Source organism: Pseudomonas sp. MPDS (assembly GCF_013283895.1).
GTDB lineage: Bacteria > Pseudomonadota > Gammaproteobacteria > Pseudomonadales > Pseudomonadaceae > Aquipseudomonas > Aquipseudomonas rhizophila.
On the sequence record NZ_CP054128.1, the window covers coordinates 272,328 to 298,415 of the forward strand.

Annotated in this window: 22 protein-coding genes; all 22 read left to right on the forward strand. The window is 56.2% G+C overall.

Annotated features, from left to right (window positions below; all coding sequences use genetic code 11):
- Positions 1–1,683, forward strand: coding sequence for a membrane protein insertase YidC (gene yidC / locus HQ912_RS01180; RefSeq protein ID WP_047230103.1), 1,683 nt, complete (start codon positions 1–3; stop codon positions 1,681–1,683).
- 79 nt (positions 1,684–1,762) lie between these two features.
- On the forward strand, positions 1,763–3,133 hold the full coding sequence (gene mnmE, locus HQ912_RS01185; protein ID WP_107323176.1) for a tRNA uridine-5-carboxymethylaminomethyl(34) synthesis GTPase MnmE: 1,371 nt from the start codon (positions 1,763–1,765) through the stop codon (positions 3,131–3,133).
- A 559-nt stretch (positions 3,134–3,692) separates the two neighbouring features.
- Positions 3,693–5,585, forward strand: coding sequence for a tRNA uridine-5-carboxymethylaminomethyl(34) synthesis enzyme MnmG (mnmG, locus tag HQ912_RS01190; protein ID WP_160891447.1), 1,893 nt, complete (start codon positions 3,693–3,695; stop codon positions 5,583–5,585).
- A 5-nt stretch (positions 5,586–5,590) separates the two neighbouring features.
- Positions 5,591–6,226, forward strand: a complete 636-nt coding sequence (rsmG, locus tag HQ912_RS01195) for a 16S rRNA (guanine(527)-N(7))-methyltransferase RsmG (RefSeq protein WP_171061291.1) — start codon at positions 5,591–5,593, stop codon at positions 6,224–6,226.
- Positions 6,227–6,244: 18 nt separating this feature from the next.
- Entirely contained in the window at positions 6,245–7,042 is a 798-nt protein-coding gene (locus HQ912_RS01200; protein ID WP_003187199.1) for a ParA family protein, read from the forward strand.
- Positions 7,043–7,051: 9 nt separating this feature from the next.
- A complete protein-coding gene (locus tag HQ912_RS01205) occupies positions 7,052–7,924 on the forward strand; it encodes a ParB/RepB/Spo0J family partition protein (RefSeq protein WP_003207098.1) in 873 nt (290 codons plus the stop codon).
- 148 nt (positions 7,925–8,072) lie between these two features.
- On the forward strand, positions 8,073–8,480 hold the full coding sequence (locus HQ912_RS01210) for a F0F1 ATP synthase subunit I (protein ID WP_173406356.1): 408 nt from the start codon (positions 8,073–8,075) through the stop codon (positions 8,478–8,480).
- Positions 8,481–8,496: 16 nt separating this feature from the next.
- The gene (gene atpB, locus HQ912_RS01215) at positions 8,497–9,366 is read left to right on the forward strand and encodes a F0F1 ATP synthase subunit A (protein ID WP_047230098.1); all 870 of its coding nucleotides are present in this window, start codon (positions 8,497–8,499) and stop codon (positions 9,364–9,366) included.
- Between the two features lie 132 nt (positions 9,367–9,498).
- A complete protein-coding gene (gene atpE / locus HQ912_RS01220; RefSeq protein ID WP_003097235.1) occupies positions 9,499–9,756 on the forward strand; it encodes a F0F1 ATP synthase subunit C in 258 nt (85 codons plus the stop codon).
- A 58-nt stretch (positions 9,757–9,814) separates the two neighbouring features.
- On the forward strand, positions 9,815–10,285 hold the full coding sequence (locus HQ912_RS01225) for a F0F1 ATP synthase subunit B (protein ID WP_047230097.1): 471 nt from the start codon (positions 9,815–9,817) through the stop codon (positions 10,283–10,285).
- A 12-nt stretch (positions 10,286–10,297) separates the two neighbouring features.
- Positions 10,298–10,834, forward strand: a complete 537-nt coding sequence (locus tag HQ912_RS01230; RefSeq protein ID WP_047230096.1) for a F0F1 ATP synthase subunit delta — start codon at positions 10,298–10,300, stop codon at positions 10,832–10,834.
- A 21-nt stretch (positions 10,835–10,855) separates the two neighbouring features.
- The gene (atpA, locus tag HQ912_RS01235; protein WP_025216279.1) at positions 10,856–12,400 is read left to right on the forward strand and encodes a F0F1 ATP synthase subunit alpha; all 1,545 of its coding nucleotides are present in this window, start codon (positions 10,856–10,858) and stop codon (positions 12,398–12,400) included.
- A gap of 50 nt (positions 12,401–12,450) precedes the next feature.
- Positions 12,451–13,311: a F0F1 ATP synthase subunit gamma gene (gene atpG / locus HQ912_RS01240; RefSeq protein WP_003207090.1), complete on the forward strand. Its 861-nt coding sequence runs from the start codon at positions 12,451–12,453 to the stop codon at positions 13,309–13,311.
- A 27-nt stretch (positions 13,312–13,338) separates the two neighbouring features.
- Positions 13,339–14,715 carry a F0F1 ATP synthase subunit beta gene (atpD, locus tag HQ912_RS01245; RefSeq protein ID WP_047230095.1) on the forward strand — a complete coding sequence of 459 codons (1,377 nt, stop codon included), beginning with the start codon at positions 13,339–13,341 and terminating at the stop codon, positions 14,713–14,715.
- A 45-nt stretch (positions 14,716–14,760) separates the two neighbouring features.
- The gene (locus tag HQ912_RS01250; RefSeq protein WP_047230094.1) at positions 14,761–15,186 is read left to right on the forward strand and encodes a F0F1 ATP synthase subunit epsilon; all 426 of its coding nucleotides are present in this window, start codon (positions 14,761–14,763) and stop codon (positions 15,184–15,186) included.
- A 115-nt stretch (positions 15,187–15,301) separates the two neighbouring features.
- A complete protein-coding gene (gene glmU, locus HQ912_RS01255; protein WP_107323173.1) occupies positions 15,302–16,669 on the forward strand; it encodes a bifunctional UDP-N-acetylglucosamine diphosphorylase/glucosamine-1-phosphate N-acetyltransferase GlmU in 1,368 nt (455 codons plus the stop codon).
- Between the two features lie 223 nt (positions 16,670–16,892).
- Positions 16,893–17,669: a DeoR/GlpR family DNA-binding transcription regulator gene (locus HQ912_RS01260; protein WP_107323172.1), complete on the forward strand. Its 777-nt coding sequence runs from the start codon at positions 16,893–16,895 to the stop codon at positions 17,667–17,669.
- Between the two features lies 1 nt (position 17,670).
- The gene (gene glmS, locus HQ912_RS01265; protein WP_107323171.1) at positions 17,671–19,503 is read left to right on the forward strand and encodes a glutamine--fructose-6-phosphate transaminase (isomerizing); all 1,833 of its coding nucleotides are present in this window, start codon (positions 17,671–17,673) and stop codon (positions 19,501–19,503) included.
- Positions 19,504–19,783: 280 nt separating this feature from the next.
- Positions 19,784–20,638, forward strand: a complete 855-nt coding sequence (locus HQ912_RS01270; protein ID WP_122612859.1) for a TnsA endonuclease N-terminal domain-containing protein — start codon at positions 19,784–19,786, stop codon at positions 20,636–20,638.
- Complete coding sequence (locus HQ912_RS01275) at positions 20,635–22,803, forward strand: Mu transposase C-terminal domain-containing protein (RefSeq protein WP_173406357.1); 2,169 nt, start codon at positions 20,635–20,637, stop codon at positions 22,801–22,803. Before HQ912_RS01270 ends, HQ912_RS01275 begins: the two co-directional genes overlap by 4 nt.
- A complete protein-coding gene (locus tag HQ912_RS01280) occupies positions 22,800–24,260 on the forward strand; it encodes an ATP-binding protein (protein WP_122612857.1) in 1,461 nt (486 codons plus the stop codon). Before HQ912_RS01275 ends, HQ912_RS01280 begins: the two co-directional genes overlap by 4 nt.
- A 15-nt stretch (positions 24,261–24,275) precedes the next feature.
- Positions 24,276–25,949: a TnsD family Tn7-like transposition protein gene (locus tag HQ912_RS01285; protein ID WP_173406358.1), complete on the forward strand. Its 1,674-nt coding sequence runs from the start codon at positions 24,276–24,278 to the stop codon at positions 25,947–25,949.
- The last annotated feature ends 139 nt before the right edge of the window (positions 25,950–26,088 follow it).

Below are 26,088 nucleotides of genomic sequence, written 5' to 3' on the forward strand. Positions count from 1 at the left end.
ATGGATATCAAACGCACGATCCTGATCGTCGCCCTGGCAATCGTGTCCTACGTAATGGTTCTTAAATGGAACCAGGACTATGGCCAGGCTGCCCTGCCGACTCAGAATGTTGCAGCCAGCAATACCGCACCGAGCTTGCCGGACACCACGACTGGCAATAGCACCGCCAGTAATGACGACATCCCCCGCGCGGCAAACGATACCACTGCTCCTGCCGAAGCCCCTGTGGCTGCAAGCAAGGATCTGATCCAGATCAAGACTGACGTGCTTGAGCTGGCAATCGATCCACAAGGTGGTGACGTCGCTCAGTTGAAGCTGCCGTTGTATCCGCGCCGCCAGGACCATCCGGAAATTCCATTCCAGTTGTTCGATAACGGCAATGAGCGGACCTATCTGGCCCAAAGTGGTCTGATCGGCACCAACGGCCCGGATGCAAACCCGGCCGGCCGCCCGGTTTACTCCTCCGAGAAGAAGACTTATCAACTGGCTGACGGTCAGGACCAATTGGTCGTGGACCTGAAGTTCAGCAAGGACGGCGTCAATTACATCAAGCGTTTCACTTTGAAACGTGGCCTGTATGACGTGACTGTTTCCTATCTGATCGACAACCAGAGCGCACAGCCCTGGTCTGGTGCGATGTTCGCGCAGCTCAAGCGTGACGCCAGCGATGATCCTTCCTCCAGCACCGCCACCGGTACCGCGACTTACCTGGGCGCTGCCCTGTGGACAAGTTCGGAGCCGTACAAGAAAGTGTCCATGAAAGACATGGACAAGGCGCAGCTCAAGGAAACCGTACAAGGTGGCTGGGTTGCCTGGTTGCAGCACTATTTTGTAACCGCCTGGATCCCGCAGAAAGGCGAGAACAACGTCGTCCAGACGCGTAAAGACAGCAAAGGCAACTACATCGTCGGTTATACCGGCCCGGCATTGACCGCTGCACCAGGTGCAAAAGTCGAGACCAGCGCGATTCTGTATGCCGGTCCAAAAAGCCAAGCGGTGTTGAAAGAGTTGTCCCCAGGTCTGGAACTGACCGTGGACTACGGGTTCCTGTGGTTCATTGCCCAGCCAATCTTCTGGCTGCTGCAACATATCCACAGCATCGTCGGTAACTGGGGCTGGTCGATCATCTTCCTGACCATGCTGATCAAGGGGATCTTCTTCCCATTGTCGGCAGCCAGCTACAAATCCATGGCTCGCATGCGCGCAGTGGCACCGAAACTGGCCGCCCTGAAAGAACAACATGGCGATGACCGGCAGAAAATGTCCCAGGCCATGATGGAGCTGTACAAGAAAGAGAAGATCAACCCGTTGGGTGGTTGCTTGCCGATTCTTGTCCAAATGCCTGTGTTCCTGGCGCTGTACTGGGTGCTGCTGGAAAGCGTCGAGATGCGCCAGGCACCGTTCATGCTGTGGATTACCGACCTGTCGATCAAGGATCCGTTCTTCATCCTGCCGATCATCATGGGCGCGACCATGTTCATTCAGCAGCAGCTGAACCCAACGCCTCCGGACCCTATGCAGGCGAAGGTCATGAAGATGATGCCGATCATCTTCACCTTCTTCTTCCTGTGGTTCCCTGCGGGCCTGGTGCTGTACTGGGTTGTGAACAACGTGTTGTCGATTACCCAGCAGTGGTACATCACGCGTAAGATCGAAGCGGCTACGAAAAAAGCCGAGGCGTAACTTGCTCTGTGGATAACCACACAAAACGCCCCCTAGTGGGGCGTTTTGCTATCTGCCACTTTTGTCTGGATACCGGTTTATGAGCGCACCTCGTGAAACCATCGCCGCCGTTGCTACTGCCCAAGGTCGCGGCGGAGTCGGCATCGTCCGTATTTCGGGACCGTTGGCCAGCGTCGCGGCAAAGGCCATCAGCGGTCGAGAACTCAAACCTCGGTTTGCTCACTACGGCCCTTTTTTCAGTGATGACCAGCAGGTGCTCGATGAAGGCCTGGCTTTGTATTTTCCTGGTCCCAACTCGTTCACCGGCGAAGATGTGCTGGAACTGCAAGGCCATGGTGGTCCGATCGTCCTGGACATGTTGCTCAAGCGTTGCCTCGAACTGGGGTGTCGTCTTGCGCGACCAGGCGAGTTCAGCGAACGTGCATTCCTCAATGACAAGCTCGACCTGGCCCAGGCCGAAGCCATTGCTGATCTGATCGAAGCCAGTTCCGCACAGGCCGCGCGCAATGCCTTGCGATCCCTGCAGGGCGCTTTTTCCCAGCGTGTGCATAACCTCACCGAGCAACTGATCGGCCTGCGGATCTACGTCGAGGCCGCGATCGACTTTCCCGAGGAAGAGATCGACTTTCTCGCCGATGGTCACGTGCTCAGCATGCTCGACAAGGTCCGCGATGAGTTATCCACAGTACTGCGCGAAGCCGGGCAGGGTGCTTTGTTGCGCGATGGGATGACGGTGGTGATCGCCGGAAGGCCAAATGCCGGCAAATCCAGCCTCCTCAACGCCTTGGCAGGCCGTGAGGCCGCGATTGTCACCGAGATCGCCGGCACCACCCGGGATATTCTGCGCGAACATATCCACATCGATGGCATGCCCCTGCATGTGGTCGACACGGCCGGCCTGCGGGATACCGACGACCATGTGGAAAAAATCGGCGTGGAGCGTGCGCTCAAAGCCATCGGCGAGGCTGACCGCGTGTTGTTGGTGGTCGATGCCACGGCCCCGGAAGCGGATGATCCTTTCGCTTTGTGGCCAGAGTTTCTGGAAACCCGGCCTGACCCTTCGAAAGTCACGCTGATTCGAAACAAGGCCGACCTGACCGGGGAACCCGTGACCCTGGAGGTCAGCGCTGATGGCCATGTCACCATTAGCCTCAGTGCGAAATCCGCGGATATGGGACTGGAGTTGCTGCGCGAACATTTAAAGGCCTGCATGGGTTACGAGCAGACTTCGGAAAGCAGCTTCAGCGCCCGTCGTCGGCACCTTGAGGCGCTGCGCCATGCCAGCGCGGCGCTTGAGCACGGTCGCGCGCAACTGACCCTTGCCGGAGCCGGTGAGCTACTGGCCGAAGATTTACGTCAGGCCCAGCAAGCTCTCGGGGAAATTACCGGGGCCTTCAGCTCTGATGACCTGCTTGGTCGAATCTTCTCCAGCTTCTGCATCGGTAAATAACCCATTCCTTAAGAACCCGGCCGCTATCGACCCTACAACGAGTCCATGCAGCCGGTTTTTTCCCTTTTCTGGAACGATTGCCCTGCATGGCGGCTTGCCTGTGGGCGGTGTCTGGATCAAAAGCCAGTTTTCCTGTGGATTAAGCCCTGTGAATAACTGGCCCTGAGCTCGGTTGATAAACCCCCTTCAAAACTGAAGATAACCACCTCTGTGGATAACCACCCCATTCATCCACAGGCTTACACCGGTTATCCAAGCCCCTCAGCCGCACCTGACCACAGGGTTTTGAATCTCTGTACATATTGAATATAAAGGCCTTCAGATCTTTATCCACAGAAGTGAGGCTCAGTAAGAATAAACATAAAAACAAAGGTTTTATAAATTTCTTTCTTTTTAATTTCTTTAACCTCGACTTCTCCACAGCTGGTTAAATTTTGTGCAAAGGGTTCTTTAGGAAAGGGGAAGTCCCTATACTTGCCGACCTGGCTCGAAAAACGCCCAAAGCCAGGCTCAAACCTATTTTCCGAATTACCTGAATTAAGCAGGCACGAGGTGCGTGGTGGATTTCCCTTCCCGTTTTGAAGTGATCGTCATCGGCGGCGGTCATGCCGGTACCGAGGCAGCACTTGCATCAGCACGCATGGGGGCTAAAACCCTGTTGCTGACGCATAACGTGGAAACCCTCGGCGCCATGAGCTGCAACCCCGCCATTGGTGGGATTGGCAAAAGCCATCTGGTCAAGGAAATCGATGCCCTCGGTGGCGCGATGGCCATGGCCACGGATAAAGGTGGCATTCAGTTTCGTGTATTGAACAGCCGTAAAGGCCCGGCCGTGCGGGCTACTCGTGCCCAGGCCGACCGTGTCCTGTACAAGGCCGCTGTCCGCGAAATCCTGGAAAACCAGCCGAACCTGTGGATATTTCAACAGGCAGCCGATGACCTGATCGTCGAGCAGGACCAGGTGCGTGGTGTTGTGACCCAGATGGGCCTTCGCTTCTTCGCTGATTCCGTGGTGCTGACCACCGGGACCTTCCTCGGTGGACTTATCCACATCGGCATGCAGAACTATTCCGGCGGTCGCGCAGGTGATCCACCCTCAATCGCACTGGCTCAGCGCCTGCGTGAGTTGCCGTTGCGTGTCGGTCGCTTGAAAACCGGTACGCCACCGCGCATCGATGGCCGCTCTGTGGATTTCTCGGTGATGACCGAGCAGCCGGGCGATACGCCGATTCCGGTCATGTCGTTCATGGGCTCTAAAGCGCAGCACCCGAAACAGGTGAGCTGCTGGATCACCCATACCAATGCCCGCACTCACGAAATCATTGCCGCCAACCTGGATCGCTCGCCCATGTATTCCGGCGTGATCGAAGGTATCGGCCCGCGTTATTGCCCATCGATCGAAGACAAGATCCATCGGTTTGCCGACAAGGAAAGCCATCAGGTCTTCATCGAACCCGAAGGCCTGACGACGCACGAGCTGTACCCGAACGGGATTTCCACTTCCCTGCCGTTCGACGTGCAACTGCAGATCGTCCAATCGATTCGCGGCATGGAAAACGCCCACATCGTTCGTCCGGGCTATGCCATCGAATACGATTACTTCGACCCGCGGGACCTCAAGTACAGCCTGGAAACCAAAGTCATCGGCGGCCTGTTCTTTGCCGGACAAATCAACGGCACCACCGGTTACGAAGAGGCCGGTGCCCAAGGCCTGCTGGCTGGTGCCAACGCAGCGCTGCGCGCCCAGGGCAAAGACGCCTGGTGCCCGCGCCGCGATGAGGCGTATATCGGTGTGCTTGTGGATGATTTGATTACGCTGGGTACCCAGGAACCGTATCGGATGTTCACCTCCCGTGCCGAATATCGTCTGATCCTGCGTGAAGACAACGCTGACCTGCGCCTGACCGAGAAAGGTCGCGAGCTGGGGCTGGTCGATGACGTTCGCTGGGCCGCGTTCTGCAAGAAACGCGAGAGTATCGAGCTGGAAGAACAGCGCCTGAAAAGCACTTGGGTTCGTCCTGGTACCGAGCAGGGCGATGCCATCGCGACCAAATTCGGCACACCGCTGACCCACGAATACAACTTGCTCAACTTGTTGAGCCGCCCGGAAATCGATTATGCCGGGCTGGTGGAAGTGACCGGTCAGGGTGCGGAAGATCCGCAGGTGGCCGAGCAGGTCGAGATCAAGACCAAATACGCCGGTTACATCGACCGTCAGCAAGACGAGATCGCCCGTCTGCGCGCCAGTGAAGACACCAAACTGCCTGTGGATATCGATTACACCGGCATTTCCGGGTTGTCGAAGGAAATCCAGAGCAAGCTCGGTGCAACTCGTCCCGAGACCCTGGGCCAGGCTTCGCGCATTCCCGGTGTGACCCCGGCGGCCATTTCCCTGTTGATGATTCATTTGAAAAAACGCGGCGCGGGCCGTCAGTTGGAGCAAAGCGCTTGAGTTCGATGGTCACCTCGCAACACGCCGAAGAGTTATCCACAGGTGCCCGTCAGCTCGGCGTCAGCCTGACCGAAGCCCAGCACGCGCAGTTGCTGGGCTATCTGGCCCTGTTGATCAAATGGAACAAGGCCTACAACCTGACCGCGGTGCGCGATCCGGATGAAATGGTCTCGCGGCATCTGCTCGACAGCCTCAGCGTCATGTCCTTCATCGAAGACGGCCGCTGGCTCGATGTCGGCAGTGGCGGTGGCATGCCGGGTATCCCGCTGGCGATCCTGTTTCCTGGCTCGCAAGTGACCTGCCTGGACAGCAACGGCAAGAAAACCCGCTTCCTGACGCAGGTCAAACTCGAACTCAAACTGGATAACCTGCAAGTTATCCACAGCCGCGTCGAAGCGTTCCAGCCTGCCCAGCCTTTCAACGGGATCATCTCCCGGGCGTTCAGCAGCATGGAAAACTTCAGCAACTGGACTCGCCACCTGGGCGATGCCGATACGCGCTGGCTGGCAATGAAGGGCGTTCATCCGGCCGATGAGCTGGTAGCATTGCCGGCAGACTTCCACCTCGATAGCGAACACGCCCTGGCCGTACCCGGTTGCCAAGGCCAACGCCATCTGCTGATACTGCGCCGCACGGCATGATTGGGAATACAAGCAACAATGGCTAAGGTATTCGCGATAGCGAACCAGAAGGGTGGTGTGGGTAAAACCACCACCTGCATCAACCTCGCAGCATCCCTGGTCGCGACCAAGCGCCGGGTGTTGCTGATCGATCTCGATCCACAGGGCAACGCCACCATGGGTAGCGGTGTGGATAAACATGGCCTGGAAAACTCCATTTACGATGTCCTGATCGGCGAATGCGATCTGGGCCAGGCCATGCATTTCTCCGAACACGGCGGTTATCAACTGCTGCCGGCCAACCGTGACCTGACGGCGGCCGAAGTGGTTCTGCTGGAAATGCAGATGAAGGAAAGCCGCCTGCGCAGCGCCTTGGCGCCGATTCGGGAAAATTACGATTACATCCTGATCGACTGCCCACCGTCGCTTTCGATGCTGACTCTCAACGCCCTGGTGGCCGCTGATGGGGTGATTATTCCCATGCAGTGCGAGTACTTTGCCCTCGAAGGGTTGAGCGACCTTGTGGATAACATCAAGCGCATTGCCGAACTGCTGAACCCGGAGCTGAAAGTCGAGGGCCTGCTGCGGACCATGTATGACCCGCGCCTGAGCCTGATGAACGACGTATCGGCCCAGCTCAAGGAACACTTCGGCGAGCAGCTCTACGATACGGTCATTCCGCGTAACATCCGTTTGGCCGAAGCACCGAGCTACGGCATGCCGGCCCTGGCCTACGACAAACAATCCCGAGGCGCGCTGGCCTACCTGGCCCTGGCGGGCGAGATGGTTCGCCGCCAGCGCCGAAACCCACGCACCGCTGCTGCCCAGCCAACTTAAGGAAACCCCATGGCCGTCAAGAAACGAGGTCTCGGACGTGGACTGGATGCACTGCTCAGTGGCCCCACTGTCAGTTCGCTGGAAGAGCAGGCCGTACAAGTCGATCAGCGCGAGCTGCAACACTTGCCCCTGGACCTGATCCAGCGCGGCAAGTATCAGCCGCGTCGGGACATGGATCCGCAGGCACTGGAAGAGCTGGCCCAGTCGATCAAGAGCCAGGGCGTGATGCAGCCGATCGTGGTTCGGCCGATCGCCAACGGGCGCTTCGAGATCATCGCCGGCGAACGCCGCTGGCGTGCCAGCCAGCAGGCGGGTCAGGAAACCATTCCGGCGATGGTCCGCGATGTACCGGATGAAACCGCCATCGCCATGGCGCTGATCGAGAATATCCAGCGCGAAGACCTCAACCCGATCGAAGAGGCTGTGGCCCTGCAGCGTTTGCAGCAGGAGTTCCAGTTGACTCAACAGCAGGTCGCCGAAGCGGTGGGCAAGTCCCGCGTGACCGTGGCCAACCTGTTGCGCCTGATTGCGTTGCCGGAAGTCATCAAGACCATGCTGTCCCATGGTGATCTGGAAATGGGGCATGCCCGGGCGTTGCTCGGTTTGCCGGAAAATCAACAGGTTGAAGGGGCGCGACATGTTGTCGCACGAGGCCTGACTGTGCGCCAAACCGAGGCACTGGTTCGTCAGTGGCTCAGTGGTAAACCGGCACCTGTCGAAGCACCGAAAACCGATCCGGATATCGCACGCCTGGAACAGCGCCTGGCCGAGCGCCTAGGCTCTGCGGTGCAGATTCGCCACGGCAAGAAGGGCAAAGGGCAATTGGTGATCGGTTATAACTCCCTCGATGAGCTGCAAGGTGTCCTTGCGCACATTCGCTGAAACAATTGCTCTTGTAGCGCGCAGTCGGAAATCACTACCTGGCAGTTGAATAGGGGCAGAACCGCCCCTATACTCTGCGCGCATTTTGTCGGCACAAATTATGCCAAGTTATTGAATTATGGCGGCCGATCATTGGAGAGCAAAAGCGATGGAAACACGCACGCCAAACCGCTTGCCGTTCCATCGTCTGGCTGTTTTCCCGGTGTTGATGACCCAATTCGTCGTTGTACTGATCGCTGCTTTGGCGCTCTGGCAATGGAAGGGAGTCGTCGCCGGATACTCAGGGCTTTGCGGAGGCCTGATAGCCTTGCTTCCCAATATTTATTTCGCTCACAGGGCATTTCGGTTTTCCGGCGCCCGAGCAGCCCAAGCCATCGTCCGGTCTTTTTATGCCGGTGAGGCGGGGAAACTGATTTTGACGGCAGTGCTGTTTGCATTGACGTTCGCAGGTGTGAAGCCACTGTCGCCGCTGGCTGTATTCAGCGTCTTCGTGCTGACCCAACTGGTTAGCTGGTTCGCTCCCCTGCTAATGAGAACAAGACTTTCGAGACCTTAGGGCGTTTGAGGCAACCATGGCAGAGACAACCGCTTCGGGCTATATCCAGCACCACTTGCAGAACCTGACCTTCGGGCAGCTACCCAATGGCGGCTGGGGCTTTGCTCACACCGCAGCAGAAGCCAAGGAAATGGGCTTCTGGGCCTTCCACGTCGATACGCTCGGCTGGTCGGTCGCACTGGGTCTGATCTTCGTGCTTCTTTTCCGCATGGCGGCGAAGAAGGCGACTTCCGGTCAGCCTGGTGCACTGCAGAACTTCGTTGAAGTATTGGTCGAATTCGTCGATGGCAGCGTGAAAGACAGCTTCCATGGCCGTAGCCCGGTGATCGCACCGCTGGCACTGACCATCTTCGTCTGGGTGTTCCTGATGAACGCCATCGACCTGGTACCGGTCGACTGGATTCCTCAGCTGGCCATCCTGATCTCCGGCGATTCGCACATCCCGTTCCGCGCCGTGTCGACTACCGACCCGAACGCGACCCTGGGCATGGCGTTCTCGGTTTTCGCACTGATCATTTTCTATAGCATCAAGGTCAAGGGCATCGGCGGCTTCATCGGCGAACTGACCCTGCACCCGTTCGGCAGCAAGAACATTCTCGTTCAGGCCCTGCTGATCCCGGTGAACTTCCTTCTGGAGTTCGTGACCCTGATCGCCAAACCGATCTCCCTGGCCCTGCGTCTGTTCGGCAACATGTATGCCGGCGAGCTGGTGTTCATCCTGATCGCCGTGATGTTCGGCAGCGGTCTGCTCTGGCTCAGCGGCCTGGGTGTAGTTCTGCAGTGGGCGTGGGCTGTGTTCCACATCCTGATCATCACCCTGCAGGCGTTCATCTTCATGATGCTGACCATCGTCTACCTGTCGATGGCGCACGAAGAAAACCATTAAGGCCAGTCTCGACTAGTCTGATGTCCTTCCCGGTCACACGGAAAGGGGCCCGAACGGGCTTGATGAAACGATTTGTTTTACCGCTTTAATCTAAAAAACCTAAACCATACGACGTAAAAGTCGGGAGGAAAGATGGAAACTGTAGTTGGTCTAACCGCTATCGCTGTTGCACTGTTGATCGGCCTGGGCGCACTGGGTACCGCAATTGGTTTCGGCCTGCTGGGCGGCAAGTTCCTGGAAGGCGCCGCGCGTCAGCCAGAAATGGTTCCAATGCTGCAAGTTAAAATGTTCATCGTGGCTGGTCTGCTCGACGCCGTGACCATGATCGGTGTTGGTATCGCTCTGTTCTTCACCTTTGCGAACCCGTTCGTTGGTCAAATCGCTGGCTAATTACTCGGATGTCTCGAGTAGATTGGTGTGATGGACAACGTAACTGCGAGGTGTTGGCGTGAACATTAATGCGACCCTGATTGGCCAGTCCGTTGCGTTCCTGATTTTTGTACTGTTCTGCATGAAGTTCGTATGGCCTCCGGTCATTGCGGCATTGCACGAACGTCAAAAGAAGATCGCGGATGGTCTGGACGCTGCCAGCCGTGCAGCTCGCGACCTGGAGTTGGCCCATGAGAAAGTGGGTCAGCAACTGCGCGAAGCGAAAGCTCAGGCAGCTGAAATCATCGAGCAAGCCAAGAAACGCGGTACCCAGATTGTCGACGAAGCCCGTGAACAGGCTCGCGTCGAAGCTGACCGTGTGAAGGCTCAGGCTCAAGCCGAGATCGAACAGGAACTGAACAGTGTCAAAGACGCCCTGCGTGCCCAAGTGGGTGCCCTGGCTGTTGGCGGTGCTTCGAAGATCCTGGGTGCCACAATCGATCAAAACGCGCACGCAGAGCTGGTAAACAAACTGGCTGCTGAAATTTAAGCGAGGGCGATCATGGCAGAACTGACCACGTTGGCCCGACCTTACGCTAAGGCGGCCTTCGAGCACGCTCAGGCCCACCAGCAACTGGCCAATTGGTCAGCCATGCTCGGCCTGGCAGCAGCGGTGTCGCAAGACGACACCATGCAGCGCGTGCTCAAGGCCCCGCGACTGACGAGCGCAGAAAAGGCCGCCACGTTCATTGACGTGTGCGGCGACAAGTTCGATGCCAAGGCACAGAATTTCATTCACGTCGTTGCCGAAAACGACCGTCTCCCGCTTCTGCCGGAGATCGCCGCATTGTTCGACCTGTACAAGGCTGAGCAAGAGAAGTCGGTAGACGTGGAAGTGACCAGTGCTTTTGCATTGAACCAAGAACAGCAAGACAAACTCGCCAAGGTTCTCAGTGCACGACTCAACCGGGAAGTGCGTCTGGACGTTACGGAAGACCCTGCCTTGATTGGTGGTGTCGTTATCCGCGCCGGTGACCTGGTTATCGATGGCTCGATTCGCGGCAAAATCGCGAAACTTGCCGAAGCATTGAAATCTTGAGTTTGAAGGGGCAGCAGAGCAATGCAGCAACTCAATCCTTCCGAAATAAGTGAAATTATCAAGGGCCGCATCGACAAGCTCGATGTGACCTCCCAAGCCCGTAACGAAGGCACTGTCGTCAGCGTATCTGACGGCATCGTGCGGATTCACGGTCTGGCCGACGTCATGTACGGCGAGATGATCGAGTTTCCGGGCGGCGTCTACGGTATGGCCCTCAACCTGGAGCAAGACTCTGTAGGTGCCGTGGTATTGGGCGCGTACACGTCTCTGGCTGAAGGCATGAGCGCCAAGTGCACCGGCCGCATCCTCGAAGTTCCGGTTGGTAAGGAACTGCTGGGTCGCGTAGTCGACGCACTGGGTAACCCAGTTGACGGCAAAGGTCCGCTGAACAACACCGAGACCGATGCGGTCGAGAAAGTTGCTCCAGGCGTGATCTGGCGTAAGTCGGTAGACCAGCCTGTACAGACTGGCTACAAGGCTGTCGATGCCATGATCCCTGTCGGCCGTGGCCAGCGTGAGCTGATCATCGGTGACCGTCAGATCGGTAAAACCGCTCTGGCGATCGACGCGATCATCAACCAGAAGAACAGCGGCATTTTCTGCGTCTACGTGGCAATCGGTCAGAAGCAATCGACCATCGCCAACGTGGTTCGCAAGCTGGAAGAAAACGGCGCCCTGGCCAACACGATCATCGTGGCTGCCAGTGCTTCGGAATCTCCTGCGTTGCAGTTCCTGGCACCGTACTCCGGTTGCACCATGGGCGAATACTTCCGCGACCGCGGTGAAGACGCGCTGATCGTTTATGACGATCTGTCCAAGCAGGCAGTGGCTTACCGCCAGATCTCCCTGCTGCTGCGCCGTCCACCAGGCCGTGAAGCTTACCCAGGCGACGTGTTCTATCTCCACTCCCGTCTGCTGGAGCGCGCATCCCGCGTTTCGGAAGAGTACGTAGAGAAGTTCACCAACGGCGCAGTGACCGGCAAAACCGGTTCCCTGACCGCACTGCCGATCATCGAAACCCAGGCTGGCGACGTTTCCGCGTTCGTTCCGACCAACGTGATTTCCATCACCGACGGTCAGATCTTCCTGGAATCGGCCATGTTCAACTCCGGGATCCGTCCTGCTGTGAACGCCGGTGTTTCGGTATCCCGTGTGGGTGGTGCCGCTCAGACCAAGATCATCAAGAAGCTCTCCGGTGGTATCCGTACCGCTCTGGCTCAGTACCGTGAACTGGCGGCATTCGCCCAATTCGCGTCTGACCTGGACGAAGCGACCCGTAAGCAACTTGAGCATGGTCAGCGCGTTACCGAGCTGATGAAGCAGAAGCAATACGCTCCGATGTCGATCGCTGACATGGCGTTGTCGCTGTATGCCGCTGAACGTGGGTTCCTGACTGACGTCGAAATCGCCAAGGTCGGCAGCTTTGAACAAGCGCTGATTGCTTACTTCAACCGCGATCACGCCGATTTGATGGCGAAGATCAACGTGAAGGGTGACTTCAATGACGAAATCGACGCTGGCATGAAAGCCGGTATCGAGAAGTTCAAGGCCACCCAAACCTGGTAAGCCGCAGCGGGAGTCGCAAGGCTCCCGCTTGCTAACCTGATAGGTGTTACATGGCAGGCGCAAAAGAGATTCGCAGTAAGATTGCGAGCATCAAAAGCACGCAAAAGATTACCAGCGCCATGGAAAAAGTGGCGGTCAGCAAAATGCGCAAGGCACAAATGCGCATGGCTGCTAGCCGTCCCTACGCGGAGCGCATCCGCCAGGTAATTGGTCATCTGGCCAACGCCAACCCGGAATATCGCCACCCGTTCATGATCGACCGCGCCATCAAGCGCGTCGGTTACGTTGTGGTGAGCAGTGACCGTGGTCTGTGCGGTGGCTTGAACACCAACCTGTTCAAGGCCCTGGTCAAGGACATGGCTGTAAACCGTGAACAAGGCGTCGAGATCGATCTGTGCGTGATTGGTAGCAAAGGTGCGGCTTTTTTCCGCAACTTCGGCGGTAACGTCGTCGCTGCTATCAGCCACCTGGGTGAAGAGCCGTCGATCAATGATCTGATCGGCAGCGTCAAGGTGATGCTGGATGCTTACCTGGAAGGCCGTATTGACCGCCTGTCCGTGGTATCCAACAAATTCATCAACACCATGACGCAACAGCCTACCGTGGAGCAGTTGATTCCACTGGTGGCGACCCCGGAACAGGAACTCAAGCACCACTGGGACTACCTCTACGAACCGGATGCCAAAGAGCTGCTTGACGGCTTGATGGTCCGCTACGTGGAATCGCAGGTTTACCAGGCGGTGGTCGAGAACAACGCAGCTGAACAAGCGGCGCGGATGATCGCGATGAAGAACGCTACCGACAACGCCGGTGATCTGATCAGTGATTTGCAACTGATCTACAACAAGGCGCGTCAGGCTGCGATCACCCAAGAGATCTCGGAAATCGTCGGCGGCGCTGCCGCGGTTTAACGGTTCAAATATTCAGAGGATCCAGCTATGAGTAGCGGACGTATCGTTCAAATCATCGGCGCCGTTATCGACGTGGAATTTCCACGCGACAGCGTACCGAGCATCTACAACGCGCTGAAAGTACAAGGCGCGGAAACCACTCTGGAAGTTCAGCAGCAGCTGGGCGACGGCGTGGTACGTACCATTGCGATGGGCTCCACCGAAGGCTTGAAGCGCGGTCTGGATGTTGTCGACTCTGGCGCAGCCATCTCCGTACCGGTCGGTAAAGCGACCCTGGGCCGGATCATGGACGTACTGGGCAACCCGATCGACGAAGCAGGTCCGATCGCCACCGAAGAGCGCTGGGGCATTCACCGTCCTGCGCCATCCTTCGCTGAACAGGCAGGCGGCAACGACCTGCTGGAAACCGGCATCAAGGTTATCGACCTGGTTTGCCCGTTCGCCAAGGGCGGTAAAGTCGGTCTGTTCGGTGGTGCCGGTGTGGGCAAGACCGTAAACATGATGGAACTGATCCGTAACATCGCCATCGAGCACAGCGGTTATTCCGTGTTCGCCGGTGTGGGTGAGCGTACTCGTGAGGGTAACGACTTCTACCACGAGATGAAGGACTCCAACGTTCTGGACAAAGTGGCACTGGTTTACGGTCAGATGAACGAGCCGCCGGGAAACCGTCTGCGCGTAGCCCTGACTGGCCTGACCATGGCCGAGAAGTTCCGTGACGAAGGTAACGACGTACTGTTGTTCGTCGACAACATCTACCGTTACACCCTGGCCGGTACTGAAGTATCCGCACTGCTGGGCCGTATGCCTTCGGCAGTAGGTTACCAGCCGACCCTGGCTGAAGAGATGGGCGTGCTGCAAGAGCGCATCACTTCGACCAAGGAAGGTTCGATCACCTCGATCCAGGCGGTATACGTACCGGCGGACGACTTGACCGACCCGTCGCCAGCGACCACCTTCGCCCACTTGGACGCCACCGTCGTTCTGTCCCGTGACATCGCTTCCCTGGGTATCTACCCAGCGGTAGACCCACTGGACTCGACTTCGCGTCAGCTGGACCCGAACGTGATCGGCCAGGAGCACTACGACACCGCTCGCGGCGTTCAGTACGTGCTGCAGCGTTACAAAGAGCTGAAGGACATCATTGCGATCCTGGGTATGGACGAGCTGTCGGAAACCGACAAGCAGTTGGTATCCCGCGCTCGTAAGATCCAGCGCTTCTTGTCGCAGCCGTTCTTCGTGGCTGAAGTCTTCACCGGTGCCTCGGGTAAATACGTTTCCCTGAAAGACACCATTGCTGGCTTCAAAGGCATCCTCAACGGTGACTACGACCACCTGCCAGAACAAGCGTTCTACATGGTCGGCGGCATCGAAGAAGCGATCGAGAAAGCCAAGAAACTGTAATCCCGGCGCCCGGCAACGGGCGCTAATTTAGGTTGAGGCAATCAGATGGCTATGACAGTCCATTGCGATATCGTCAGTGCGGAAGGGGAAATTTTCTCCGGTCTGGTCGAGATGGTGGTTGCGCATGGTGAGCTGGGCGATCTTGGTATCGCTCTGGGTCACGCACCGCTGATCACTAATCTGAAACCAGGTCCGATCCGCTTGATCAAGCAGGGCGGGGAATCCGAGGTGTATTACATCTCCGGTGGTTTCCTCGAGGTTCAGCCGAACATGGTCAAGGTCCTTGCCGACACCGTGCAACGTGCTGCCGACCTGGACGAAGCCTCCGCTCAGGAAGCCGTCAAGGCTGCTGAGAAGGCCTTGCATGAGCGCGGCGCCGAGTTCGATTACGGCTCTGCTGCTGCACGTCTGGCCGAGGCCGCAGCTCAGCTGCGCACCGTCCAGCAGATCCGCAAGAAGTTCGGCGGTTAAGCCGTCTGCTTTCTGTGCGATTGATTAAAAAGGGTAGCCTCGGCTACCCTTTTTTCTTTTTCCGACACTCATCATCTGGTCGCAGCCGCTGACCACCCAGGATTGGTAGCCAGTCATGTCTCTCGAAATCGTTATCCTCGCGGCGGGTCAAGGCACTCGCATGCGTTCGGCGCTGCCCAAGGTATTGCACCCGGTGGCCGGCAATTCCATGCTCGGTCATGTTATCCACAGCGCCCGGCAACTTGATCCACAGCGCATTCACGTGGTGATCGGCCACGGGGCGGATGCTGTGCGTGAGCGTTTGGCGGCGGATGACCTTAATTTTGTCCTGCAGGATAAACAACTGGGGACCGGCCACGCGGTGGCCCAGGCGGTGCCATTTATTACTGCCGATACGGTACTGATTCTCTACGGCGACGTGCCGCTGATCGAAGTCGATACCTTGCAGCGCCTGCTCAAGCATGCTGCTCCACAGCAATTGGGCCTGCTGACCGTCGAGCTGGATGACCCCACTGGTTACGGCCGCATTGTGCGCAACGCCGACGGCCAGGTGACAGCGATTGTCGAGCAAAAGGACGCCAACGAAGCCCAGCGCGCGATCACCGAAGGCAACACCGGCATTCTTGCCGTACCGGCTGAACGCCTGGGCGACTGGATGAGTCGTTTGTCGAACAACAATGCCCAGGGCGAGTACTACCTGACCGACGTGATTGCCATGGCGGTCAGCGACGGGCTGGTGGTCGCCACTGAGCAGCCGCTGGATGCCATGGAAGTGCAGGGCGCCAACGATCGCCGGCAACTGGCCGAACTGGAGCGTCACTATCAATTGCGCGCCGCCCGCCGCCTGATGGCTCAGGGCGTGACCCTGCGCGACCCGGCCCGTTTCGATGTGCGCGGTGAAGTCAGCGTCGGCCGCGATGTGGTCATCGACATCAACGTTATCCTTGAAGGCAAGGTCATCATCGAAGACGACGTGGTCATCGGCCCGAACTGTGTGATCAAGGACAGCACCCTGCGAAAAGGCGTGGTGATCAAAGCCAACAGTCACCTCGATGGCGCCGTCATGGGCGAAGGCAGCGACGCGGGCCCATTTGCTCGCCTGCGTCCGGGTACCGTGCTGGAAGCCCACGCCCATGTGGGTAACTTCGTCGAGCTCAAGAATGCCCACATGGGCGAAGGCGCCAAGGCCGGTCACCTGACCTATTTGGGTGACGCTGAAATCGGTGCACGCACCAACATTGGCGCCGGTACCATCACCTGCAATTACGACGGCGCCAATAAGTATCAGACGACTATTGGTGAGGACGTGTTCATCGGCTCCAATAATTCGCTGGTTGCACCGGTGACCATTGGTGATGGATCAAACACCGCAGCAGGTTCAACCATCAATCAGGATGTGGATAAGTCTCAACTGGCTGTGGCCCGTGCGCGGCAGCGCAACATCGATGGCTGGAAGCGCCCAGTCAAAATCCAGAAAACCTGAGTTATCCACAACTCCGGTCGCCGCCATCGCGAGCAGGCTCGCTCCCACACTGAATTCTCGGCTGACACGGGCCCCGTGGACGCTGCAATCAATGTGGGAGCGAGCCTGCTCGCGATGGCGTTCATGTTCACCCAGTTTCTGAATTTTTCTGCTCTTGTCTTGACGACATGCTTCCAATAGGTTTTGATTACTTACGTTATCTTTCGAATCGAAACTTATCCTTATGTCCAAGCGCAACACACCACAGCGCCGCCACAACATCCTTGCCTTGCTTCAAGAGCAGGGCGAAGTCAGTGTCGATGAGTTGGCCAAGCGCTTCGAAACCTCGGAAGTTACGATTCGCAAGGATCTCGCCGCGTTGGAAACCAATGGTTTGCTGCTGCGTCGTTACGGTGGAGCGGTCCCCATGCCGCAGGAACTGGTCGCCGATAACGGGCAAGCCGTCTCCAAATACAAACAAGCCATTGCCCGGGCCGCGGTGAAGCGGGTCCGCGAACATGCGCGGATTATCATCGACAGCGGCAGCACCACCGCGGCAATGATTCCTCAGCTCGGACTGCAGCCGGGGTTGGTGGTGATGACCAATTCCCTGCATGTCGCCAGTGCCCTGAGCGAGCTGGAGCATGAACCGGTGCTGTTGATGACCGGCGGTACCTGGGATCCTCATTCCGAGTCGTTCCAGGGCCAAGTCGCGGAGCAGGTCCTGCGCTCCTACGATTTCGACCAGTTGTTTATCGGCGCCGACGGCATCGATCTGGTCCGAGGCACCACCACCTTTAACGAACTGTTGGGCCTGAGCCGTGTGATGGCTGAGGTTGCCCGCGAAGTGATCGTGATGGTGGAGGCCGACAAGATCGGCCGAAAAATTCCCAACCTGGAACTGCCGTGGAGCAGCGTCCATACCCTCATTACCGATGATCGCCTGCCCGTGGAGGCCCGCGATCAGATTCAGGCCCGTGGAATCAATGTGATCTGCGCGTCTGCCAGCCAGGAGAAATAGCATGTGTGGAATTGTCGGCGCCGTTGCTGAGCGCAACATCACTGCAATCTTGCTCGAAGGCCTCAAGCGCCTCGAATACCGTGGTTATGACAGTGCCGGTGTGGCGGTGTTTACCAACGACGAGAAGCTTGAGCGCATGCGACGCCCAGGCAAAGTCAGTGAGCTGGAGCAAGCGCTGGACGCCGAGCCGCTGGTGGGGCGCCTGGGCATCGCCCACACCCGCTGGGCCACTCACGGCGCGCCGTGCGAGCGTAACGCCCACCCGCATTTCTCCGACAACCTGGCGGTTGTGCACAACGGCATTATCGAGAATCACGAAGCGCTACGTGAGCAACTCAAGGCACTCGGCTATGTGTTCACCTCCGACACTGACACCGAAGTCATTGCCCACCTGCTCAATCACAAGCTCAAGGAGTTGATGGACCTGACTGCGGCGCTCAAGGCCACCGTCAAGGAGCTCCACGGTGCCTATGGCTTGGCGGTGATCAGTGCCGAACAGCCGGATCGACTGGTTGCTGCCCGCAGCGGCAGCCCGTTGGTGATCGGTCTGGGCCTGGGGGAAAATTTCCTGGCTTCCGATCAGTTGGCGCTGCGTCAGGTCACTGACCGCTTCATGTACCTGGAAGAGGGCGATATCGCCGAAATTCGCCGCGACAGCGTGCAGATCTGGGACATCGACGGCAAAGCCGTGGAGCGCGAGACCGTTCAATACCGTGACGGCGCCGAAGCCGCCGACAAGGGCGAGTTCCGGCACTTCATGCTCAAGGAGATCCACGAACAACCGGCCGTGGTGCAACGCACCCTGGAAGGCCGCATGAGCCAGAGCCAGGTGCTGGTCCAGGCGTTCGGGCCACAGGCCGCCGAGCTGTTCGCCAAGGTTCGCAACGTGCAGATCGTTGCCTGTGGCACCAGCTACCACGCCGGTATGGTGGCTCGTTACTGGCTGGAAGAGTTGGCCGGTATTCCGTGCCAGGTCGAAGTCGCCAGCGAATTCCGTTACCGCAAAGTGGTGGTGCAACCCGACACCCTGTTCGTGACCATTTCCCAGTCCGGTGAAACCGCCGACACCTTGGCCGCCCTGCGTAACGCCAAGGAGCTGGGTTTCCTCGCCAGCCTGGCGATCTGCAATGTGGGCATCAGCTCGTTGGTGCGCGAATCCGACCTGACCCTGCTGACCCAGGCTGGCCGTGAAATCGGTGTGGCGTCGACCAAGGCGTTCACCACGCAGTTGGTGGGCCTGCTGTTGCTGACCCTGTCTCTGGGACAGGTGCGCGGGACCTTGGGCGAGGGTGTTGAGGCAACATTGGTGGAAGAACTGCGCCGCCTGCCGACCCGTCTGGGCGAAGCCCTGGCGATGGACAGCACCGTGGAAAAAATCGCCGAGTTGTTCGCCGAGAAGAACCACACCCTGTTCCTGGGACGTGGCGCGCAATTCCCGGTGGCGATGGAAGGCGCCCTGAAGCTCAAGGAAATTTCCTATATCCACGCTGAAGCCTATCCGGCCGGTGAACTCAAGCACGGCCCGCTGGCCCTGGTGGATAACGATATGCCCGTGGTCACCGTGGCGCCGAACAACGAGCTGCTGGAAAAGCTCAAGTCCAACCTGCAGGAAGTGCGCGCCCGTGGCGGCCAGCTGATTGTCTTTGCTGATGAGAAGGCCGGCATGACCAATGGTGAAGGTACTCACGTGGTGCACATGCCGCACATCCACGACATCCTGTCGCCGATCCTCTACACGATCCCGCTGCAGTTGTTGTCGTACTATGTCGCCGTACTCAAGGGCACTGACGTCGACCAGCCACGAAACCTGGCCAAGTCCGTGACAGTGGAGTAAGCCTTGGCAGCCGGGGTCGCGGATGGTTTTGAACAATATAGATTGACACTAAACAATAAAGGTTGACACACGGAAACATAGATTGACACAAGGCTTAAACCTCCGTATCTACGGGGGTTTTTTCTTTCCAGGCTTTCCCTTTGGTCTGGATTCATCGCTTCAGTTTTCAGCGGGTGTAGTCTAGGAATGCTCTGAATATGGTCGGTACGGTGGTCATGTTCTTCTACGGCTCTTTCTCGGCGAGAGGTGAAGCGGTCCGCATCAACTGAGGAGGCGTGGGTTGCGAGGTCGTAAGTTTGCATCACAGCAGGACATTGAACGGCACATTGCAAATGGATTTGGCGCAGGCGCCGGGGCAAGCTATGTGCCTTGGTTGCGGGTACAAGATGTCCCTTCGATAGGTCGCTCGCACAAAATCCAAGGTGTGAAGGTCGACAGGATTCATCACCTACTGTCAGATCTCGAGCGTTCGTACTTCCTAGTGTGTGAATTTTCTGAAGACGTCGTGGATATCCGTGAGCAATACCCGCTACTACCCACAGAGCGTGCACGAGCGATAGCGTCGTCAATAGATGTACGTTATCCCAGATACCCAAGAACAACACTGCCTTATGTGATGACGACAGACTTCCTACTAACAGTTAAAGACTTGAACGGAAATTTCAAGTCGGTAGCTAGAACAGTTAAGTATCGTTCGGATTTGTTTGATAAAGGCAGTAAACGCACGCTTGAGAAACTTGAAATTGAAAAGCGCTTTTGGCAAAGCCAAGGTGTCGATTGGAAAATCGTTACAGACGAGTTTTTTACACGAGATCTTATAAAAAACCTTGGATTAATCAGAAAATACTCAGTGTTACATCGTGACTTGATGAAAATGCAGCTGCATTCGAATTTCATCGAGTGTCTGGAAAACAGCCGGGAATATTCATGGACCTTGGCCACATGCCTTAGGAAAATAGCGTCCCATCTTTCAATTTCCTATGTCGACGCACAAGCAGTATTTTTTTATCTCATTTGGAACAAGGTACTGAAAATCGACTTGGCTAGCACTCCTCTCCACCTTACTGGTCTTGTTCCCGAATTCGAAGTTTTTCAAGTCCCCGCCCAAGTATCGTGGAAGGAGAACATGTCATGACCGTTTTCGTTAATGACGTATTTGAGCCAGTCACCGATTTGTCGGTCATTGCTACGATGGTCAGGCTCATTTACCTAGATGAAACGCAAGACTTAGCAGTTGTGATAGACCTAGCTGACCCTCCTCGGCAACCGCACGCGATTGGCCTTGAGGAGCTGCGTCGCTCGTTAGCGTCTGGTCACACGAAACCAGCAACCATCACCACGCCCGAGTTCATGCTGGTGCTTGAGGATCAGTTGGATGAAGCAACCAAGCGGGAGCGAGACAAAAAATGGGACGTCATCGCCCCCCTGCTAGATTCTGACTATCCGGGGCAAATATTCGCACGGGGGGAATCCGGCAAGTTGATCAGCGCTAGAGCGTCAGAGTTAGGGATTCAGCGCAAAACGATTTATCGACTTCTTTACCGTTATTGGTTTTACGGTCAAGTTCGAAACGCATTGCTGAACAATTATTCGGCGGTAGGCGTTGCCGATAGGAAATATGATCCGAGTAGACCACCAGGCCGAAAGCCTAAATTTCAAGGAGTTCTTACCCATACTTCCAAGATGCTCAATACGGTTGATAAACGGTGCATTCGAGTTGGGTACGCCCTTTATGTAAAGGATAAGAAATCCTCTATTTCAAGTGCTTATGATGAGATGTTGAGGAGATTCTATTCGGTTCGAGATATCTCTAAGAACAGCGAAGAAGAGCTGCGTTTACTTCCTAGTTTAGAGATCCCCAGCTTGAGACAATTTAGTTATTGGGGTCGAGTTTTTTTCGACGAAATTGAAACTGAGCGTGGTCGTAAAGGGTTAAGAAGATGGCTCAAAGACTGCCGACCGCTTTCAGGTACCGTTCGCGACTGGCTGCGCGGGCCATGTCACCAGTTCGAAATCGATGCGACCATTGCCGATATTTATTTGGTCAACAGTTATTCCAGACGGATGCTCATAGGTCGGCCCGTAGTTTACATAGTCGTGGATAGTTTTTCCGGAATGATTGTCGGGCTCTATGTAGGGTTGGAAGGCCCCAGCTGGAATGGGGCGAGGCAAGCGCTGTTCAACGCATTTACTTCTAAAGTCGATTTTTGTCGTCAGAACGGCGTCGAACTCAACCCAGATGATTGGAATTGTCACCACTTGTCCCATCAGATTTACGCCGATAGGGGGGAGATGTTGTCACTGGCAGCAGAAGGGCTTTCGTCAGGATTGGGAATTGAAATGGGTACTGCTCCGCCTTACCGGCCAGATTGGAAGCCGATGGTAGAAAGCAGGTTCGGTATTTTGAATGATCTAACGGGGATCAGATGGCTACCTGGCGGGGTCGCTGCTCGCGACAAAGAGCGAGGCGAGCGAGATTACCGGCTCGACGCCACGCTGAACTTAAAAGAGTTCACACAAATCCTCATCAGATGCGTACTTCACTACAACCGGCATCATCGACAGCCTGACCGGCTAACTCAGGCGATGATGAACGATGGTGTTGAACCTACACCCAACGGAATATGGAAGTGGGCTTGCGAGAACGACCTGATCGAGCCCAACAAACGCCCCGACGAGTTGGTTTATCTGCACCTCTTGCCCCGGGAGCGCGCGACCGTTCAAAAGGGAGGAGTGGCATTCCGTGGCATGCACTATGTCTGTGATATGGCTGTAGACAAAGACTGGTTCGCCAAGGCTCGCAAAGGCGGAGCTTGGTCAATAGAGTGTTGGTACGATCCGAACTCTGCGGCGCACATCTGGATACAGGGTGATAACAAGCAATTTGTCCGTTGCGATCTTCGGCAGTCGGATGCCAGTTACGCGGATTATCGCTCGGACGAGATCTTTGATCTGCTCGAAGCCTATCGCCAAAAACCACCTACTCACCGGCGAGCTGAACTGGAGAGCCGTGTGCAGCTTAGCGATGAGGTCCATCAGATCATCACTAATGCCGTCTCTGAAAGAAAACTGGAACCTGCTCCATCCACCAAGGCCGAGGCAACAGGAAACATCCGCGAAAACCGCGCGGAAGAACGTCTCCTCGAGCGTGAAAATTCGGTCGTACCCGAAGGCGTTAGGACAAAGCCAGGTTCACGGCAATCTGAATCAATATCCAAAGCGCCAGACTCATATGCCGGCGAGCGCACTGCGCAGGTTATTGATCTGCTCAAGAGAATTCGACCAGGACGGGCACAATGAAAGGTGCGCAGACGTTTGCAAATTACGTAAAACAGGACATACGCGAGTATGTAGGTAATCCGCTTATCGAAGCTTTACCTCCAATTTTGTCGGACGTGGCGGCTATAGAGCTGATCTCGAATTTTCCTCAGCCGGTAGATCCGGAAGAGCTGGCCCTTGAGGGGGCCACACGAATTCACTGCATCGACCGTTTAAGAACCGTGGTACAGCCGTTTTTGTTGCACTTGGAACTGGAGGCTCTGTTCTCGCTGCTCATCCGTCGGGGGTATGTTGGGCGTAACCCGATGTCGCCCGCTACCGTCCGGCATTTGCATTCTTTATCAGGGGCTCAGCGTTATCACGATGCCTTCAAGTCCACTGCAGAAACGTTCACCGTGGTCGGCCTGAGTGGCATTGGGAAGTCGACGGCACTTCACGCCATTTTGAGCCTTTATCCACAGACAATCCGGCATGAGCGCTATGAGGGGAAGCAATTTGTTCATACCCAAATCACTTGGCTGAAGCTTGATTGCCCACGGGATGGATCGCTGGCTGGATTTTGTCAGCAATTTTTTTATGCAGTTGGAGATGCCCTAGGGGACAAGGATTATCACAAGCGCTACAGACACCGGAACATCAACGATGCGCTGCAACAGATGGAGCAGGTGGCTAGTACGTTTTTCATCGGGGCGTTGTTGATCGACGAGCTGCAAAACCTTCACTTGGCGAAAACCGGTGGTAAGGAGAGCATGCTGAATTTTTTCCTGCACTTGGTGAACAACATTGGTATTCCGGTCGTTTTCAGTGGCACGAACTCGATGATTAGCCTGTTCTCAGAGGTCATGCGAACGGCCCGTCGAGTGTGTGGTGCCGGTACGCTCGAATTCAAACGCTTCGAGAAAGATGATGAGGAGTGGCGGCTGTTAGTTGAAAACCTTTGGAGTTATCAGTGGTGCAAGCAGACTGCGGAGCTGACCGACGAGATTTTCGACACACTGTACGAGCAGACTCAAGGCGTCACAGATTTCCTTGTCAAGCTGCTGGTCTTGAGTCAGCGATATGCTGTCCAAAGTGGATCGGAATGTTTGACCGCTGAGATCATTGTGAAGGTTAGCAACTCGAAAATGCAGATTCTAAAGCCTGCTCTTTCAGCTCTGCGTAGCCGGGATCCGAAGCGGATGCGACAGTTCGACGATTTGCTGCCAATTGAAGAGCAACTGAACGAAATGATGGTGTTCGATGGGTTGGCACGAGCGGATCGCCTCTCTTTACTCCGAGGTGTTTTTTCCCGTGAAAAGCCGACAGACACGTCTCCAGCAGTTTCCGCCAACGAGCACCAATCGCCAATTGCTGTTGCGGTAGAAGAATCAGCGGCTAGAGCGCTGAGTGAACACGATGCCCCACTCGATGCTCTACGGGAGGCAGGTTGGCTCAACGAGGATTTATTTGAGTTTTCACCGATGTATCACAAACAGTGAGACGCGGGTGGTGAAGTGCACCTTAAACTCCATTTCTTTCCCATGGCGTTCCCAGACGAGACGCTGCACAGCGTGATTTCTCGATACGCACGCCTTTGCGGTGTTCGTAGCTGCCAGGCCGCGTTTGCAGGAATGAGATCGGCGGCGGCTTTTTCGCAAAATATGGCCTTCCCGAGCCATATAGGGGATCTCGTCGCGGTACTACCCAGTGGTACTGACCTGTCGGTGGCCACGATCCTTAAGCACCACACGTTATTACCCTACTATGCGACGTTTTTGAGCCAGAGCCAGGTAGAACATGCTCGGGCGATGATGACCTCGGATGCGAAAGGCCTGATGTTGAAGCTGGGGGTCAACGCGAGCCGTATTGGCTTCGCCTCCAGAGTGCGGTTATGCGCAGATTGTATGGCGCAAGATCAGGTGCAATGGGGAGTCGCTTACTGGCATAGGGTTCACATGCTTCCAGGCGTGCTGGTCTGTCCGCATCACGGCACGTCGCTTAGGGTTCTTGATCATCGCTGGTCCAGCCGCAACTCCCGCCAACTCAATCTGCCAAGCGACGAGGATGTGCAAGCACACTCGGTACTTCTTGATATCCCGCCCCTCTGCATGCTGCCCCTCCGCGAAATAGCTTTGCGCTCACTTCAGGTCATCGAATCTGAAGTCAATGCTTTGTCGGCAGATGCGGTGCGCTCCACACTTTTGCAAAGGGCAACACAGCTCAATCTTGCGTCTGGAAACCATCGCTTGCATCTGCAAGTGCTTGCACGTCACATGGCCAACTTTTTTGCAGCACTTCCGCGCAATTGGGAATTTTCTGTACTCGGAGAGGTTCGTGGGGCTACACCTGCCTCATGGGTCACGAAGCTACTTCGTAAGTCGGTCACCTCACACCATCCGCTCAAATACATTTTGTTGGGTGCAGCATTGGACGTCGACATGGCGAGCTTGCTGCGTGTCCATCGCCAATTTGAGCTGGAGCTGGAGGTGGCCTCCGGTCCGAAAGCTCACATCCCGCAAGCCAGGACGGTTCCACCGTTGATGTCCAATGAAGACCTGGACAGTTCGTCTGCCACTGTGTGGAAACATGCTCTGGAGGGAGCTGATGCCAAAGAGATTGCCGTGGTTCTAGGCGTTTCATTGGCGTATGTCTATCGTCACATCCGCAACGTCGCCGGCGGGAAAAATGCTTGGAGGGAGGCCAGGCTCCAAACGGAGCTATGTGCAAGGCGCAGGGCTTTCGAGGCTGATTATCGCATTTACAAAGCCCATGCATGCAGGGGATATGCTTGGTTGTATCGCCACGATAGGCAGTGGCTTTCAAAATCAACTGTAAACCCAAGTATCCATCGTACACCTCGTATAAATAGCTCCCGGATGTTCGCTACCCTCGACGAGAGACTGGCCGGGGAAGTCCGGCAATGTGCTGAAGCCCTTTACGCTTTGCCAGATAAGCCTGTACGTATCTCGCGAACCAAGATTGGTCGGGAGCTTCATGTTCTGTCTCGCTTCGAAAAGCAGCTCTTCAAGCTTCCTCTCTGCGCAGCTGCGCTCAACAAAGTTTGTGAGTCTGTCGAAGGCTTCCACGACCGGCGTTTGCGGTGGGCTAAGCACAAATTGCTCTCGGAGGGTAAGCCTATTTCACGCTCTTCACTCTACAGGGTTGCGAGCATTCGGCCCAAGCCGTAGTCCAGGCAGCAATACCTTTATCTAAAAAGTTCTCCTCAACCCTTCGTGCACATAGTTTCGATGAGTGAAAAAACTGCGCCCCTTCTAATTAGCATTGAGATACGTTTGAAGGCTGATTTCCTAACAATTTGATAGTTTC

What these genes read in the sequence shown, in the direction of transcription:
- atpA (WP_025216279.1), top strand. Translation starts at nt 10,856, where the DNA reads ATGCAGCAACTCAATCCTTCCGAAATAAGTGAAATTATCAAGGGCCGC.
- HQ912_RS01205 (WP_003207098.1), top strand. Translation starts at nt 7,052, where the DNA reads ATGGCCGTCAAGAAACGAGGTCTCGGACGTGGACTGGATGCACTGCTC.
- HQ912_RS01280 (WP_122612857.1), top strand. Translation starts at nt 22,800, where the DNA reads ATGAAAGGTGCGCAGACGTTTGCAAATTACGTAAAACAGGACATACGC.
- glmU (WP_107323173.1), top strand. Translation starts at nt 15,302, where the DNA reads ATGTCTCTCGAAATCGTTATCCTCGCGGCGGGTCAAGGCACTCGCATG.
- HQ912_RS01210 (WP_173406356.1), top strand. Translation starts at nt 8,073, where the DNA reads ATGGAAACACGCACGCCAAACCGCTTGCCGTTCCATCGTCTGGCTGTT.
- rsmG (WP_171061291.1), top strand. Translation starts at nt 5,591, where the DNA reads ATGGTCACCTCGCAACACGCCGAAGAGTTATCCACAGGTGCCCGTCAG.
- HQ912_RS01230 (WP_047230096.1), top strand. Translation starts at nt 10,298, where the DNA reads ATGGCAGAACTGACCACGTTGGCCCGACCTTACGCTAAGGCGGCCTTC.
- HQ912_RS01250 (WP_047230094.1), top strand. Translation starts at nt 14,761, where the DNA reads ATGGCTATGACAGTCCATTGCGATATCGTCAGTGCGGAAGGGGAAATT.
- HQ912_RS01200 (WP_003187199.1), top strand. Translation starts at nt 6,245, where the DNA reads ATGGCTAAGGTATTCGCGATAGCGAACCAGAAGGGTGGTGTGGGTAAA.
- yidC (WP_047230103.1), top strand. Translation starts at nt 1, where the DNA reads ATGGATATCAAACGCACGATCCTGATCGTCGCCCTGGCAATCGTGTCC.
- HQ912_RS01275 (WP_173406357.1), top strand. Translation starts at nt 20,635, where the DNA reads ATGACCGTTTTCGTTAATGACGTATTTGAGCCAGTCACCGATTTGTCG.
- glmS (WP_107323171.1), top strand. Translation starts at nt 17,671, where the DNA reads ATGTGTGGAATTGTCGGCGCCGTTGCTGAGCGCAACATCACTGCAATC.
- atpB (WP_047230098.1), top strand. Translation starts at nt 8,497, where the DNA reads ATGGCAGAGACAACCGCTTCGGGCTATATCCAGCACCACTTGCAGAAC.
- atpD (WP_047230095.1), top strand. Translation starts at nt 13,339, where the DNA reads ATGAGTAGCGGACGTATCGTTCAAATCATCGGCGCCGTTATCGACGTG.
- HQ912_RS01260 (WP_107323172.1), top strand. Translation starts at nt 16,893, where the DNA reads ATGTCCAAGCGCAACACACCACAGCGCCGCCACAACATCCTTGCCTTG.
- atpG (WP_003207090.1), top strand. Translation starts at nt 12,451, where the DNA reads ATGGCAGGCGCAAAAGAGATTCGCAGTAAGATTGCGAGCATCAAAAGC.
- atpE (WP_003097235.1), top strand. Translation starts at nt 9,499, where the DNA reads ATGGAAACTGTAGTTGGTCTAACCGCTATCGCTGTTGCACTGTTGATC.
- mnmE (WP_107323176.1), top strand. Translation starts at nt 1,763, where the DNA reads ATGAGCGCACCTCGTGAAACCATCGCCGCCGTTGCTACTGCCCAAGGT.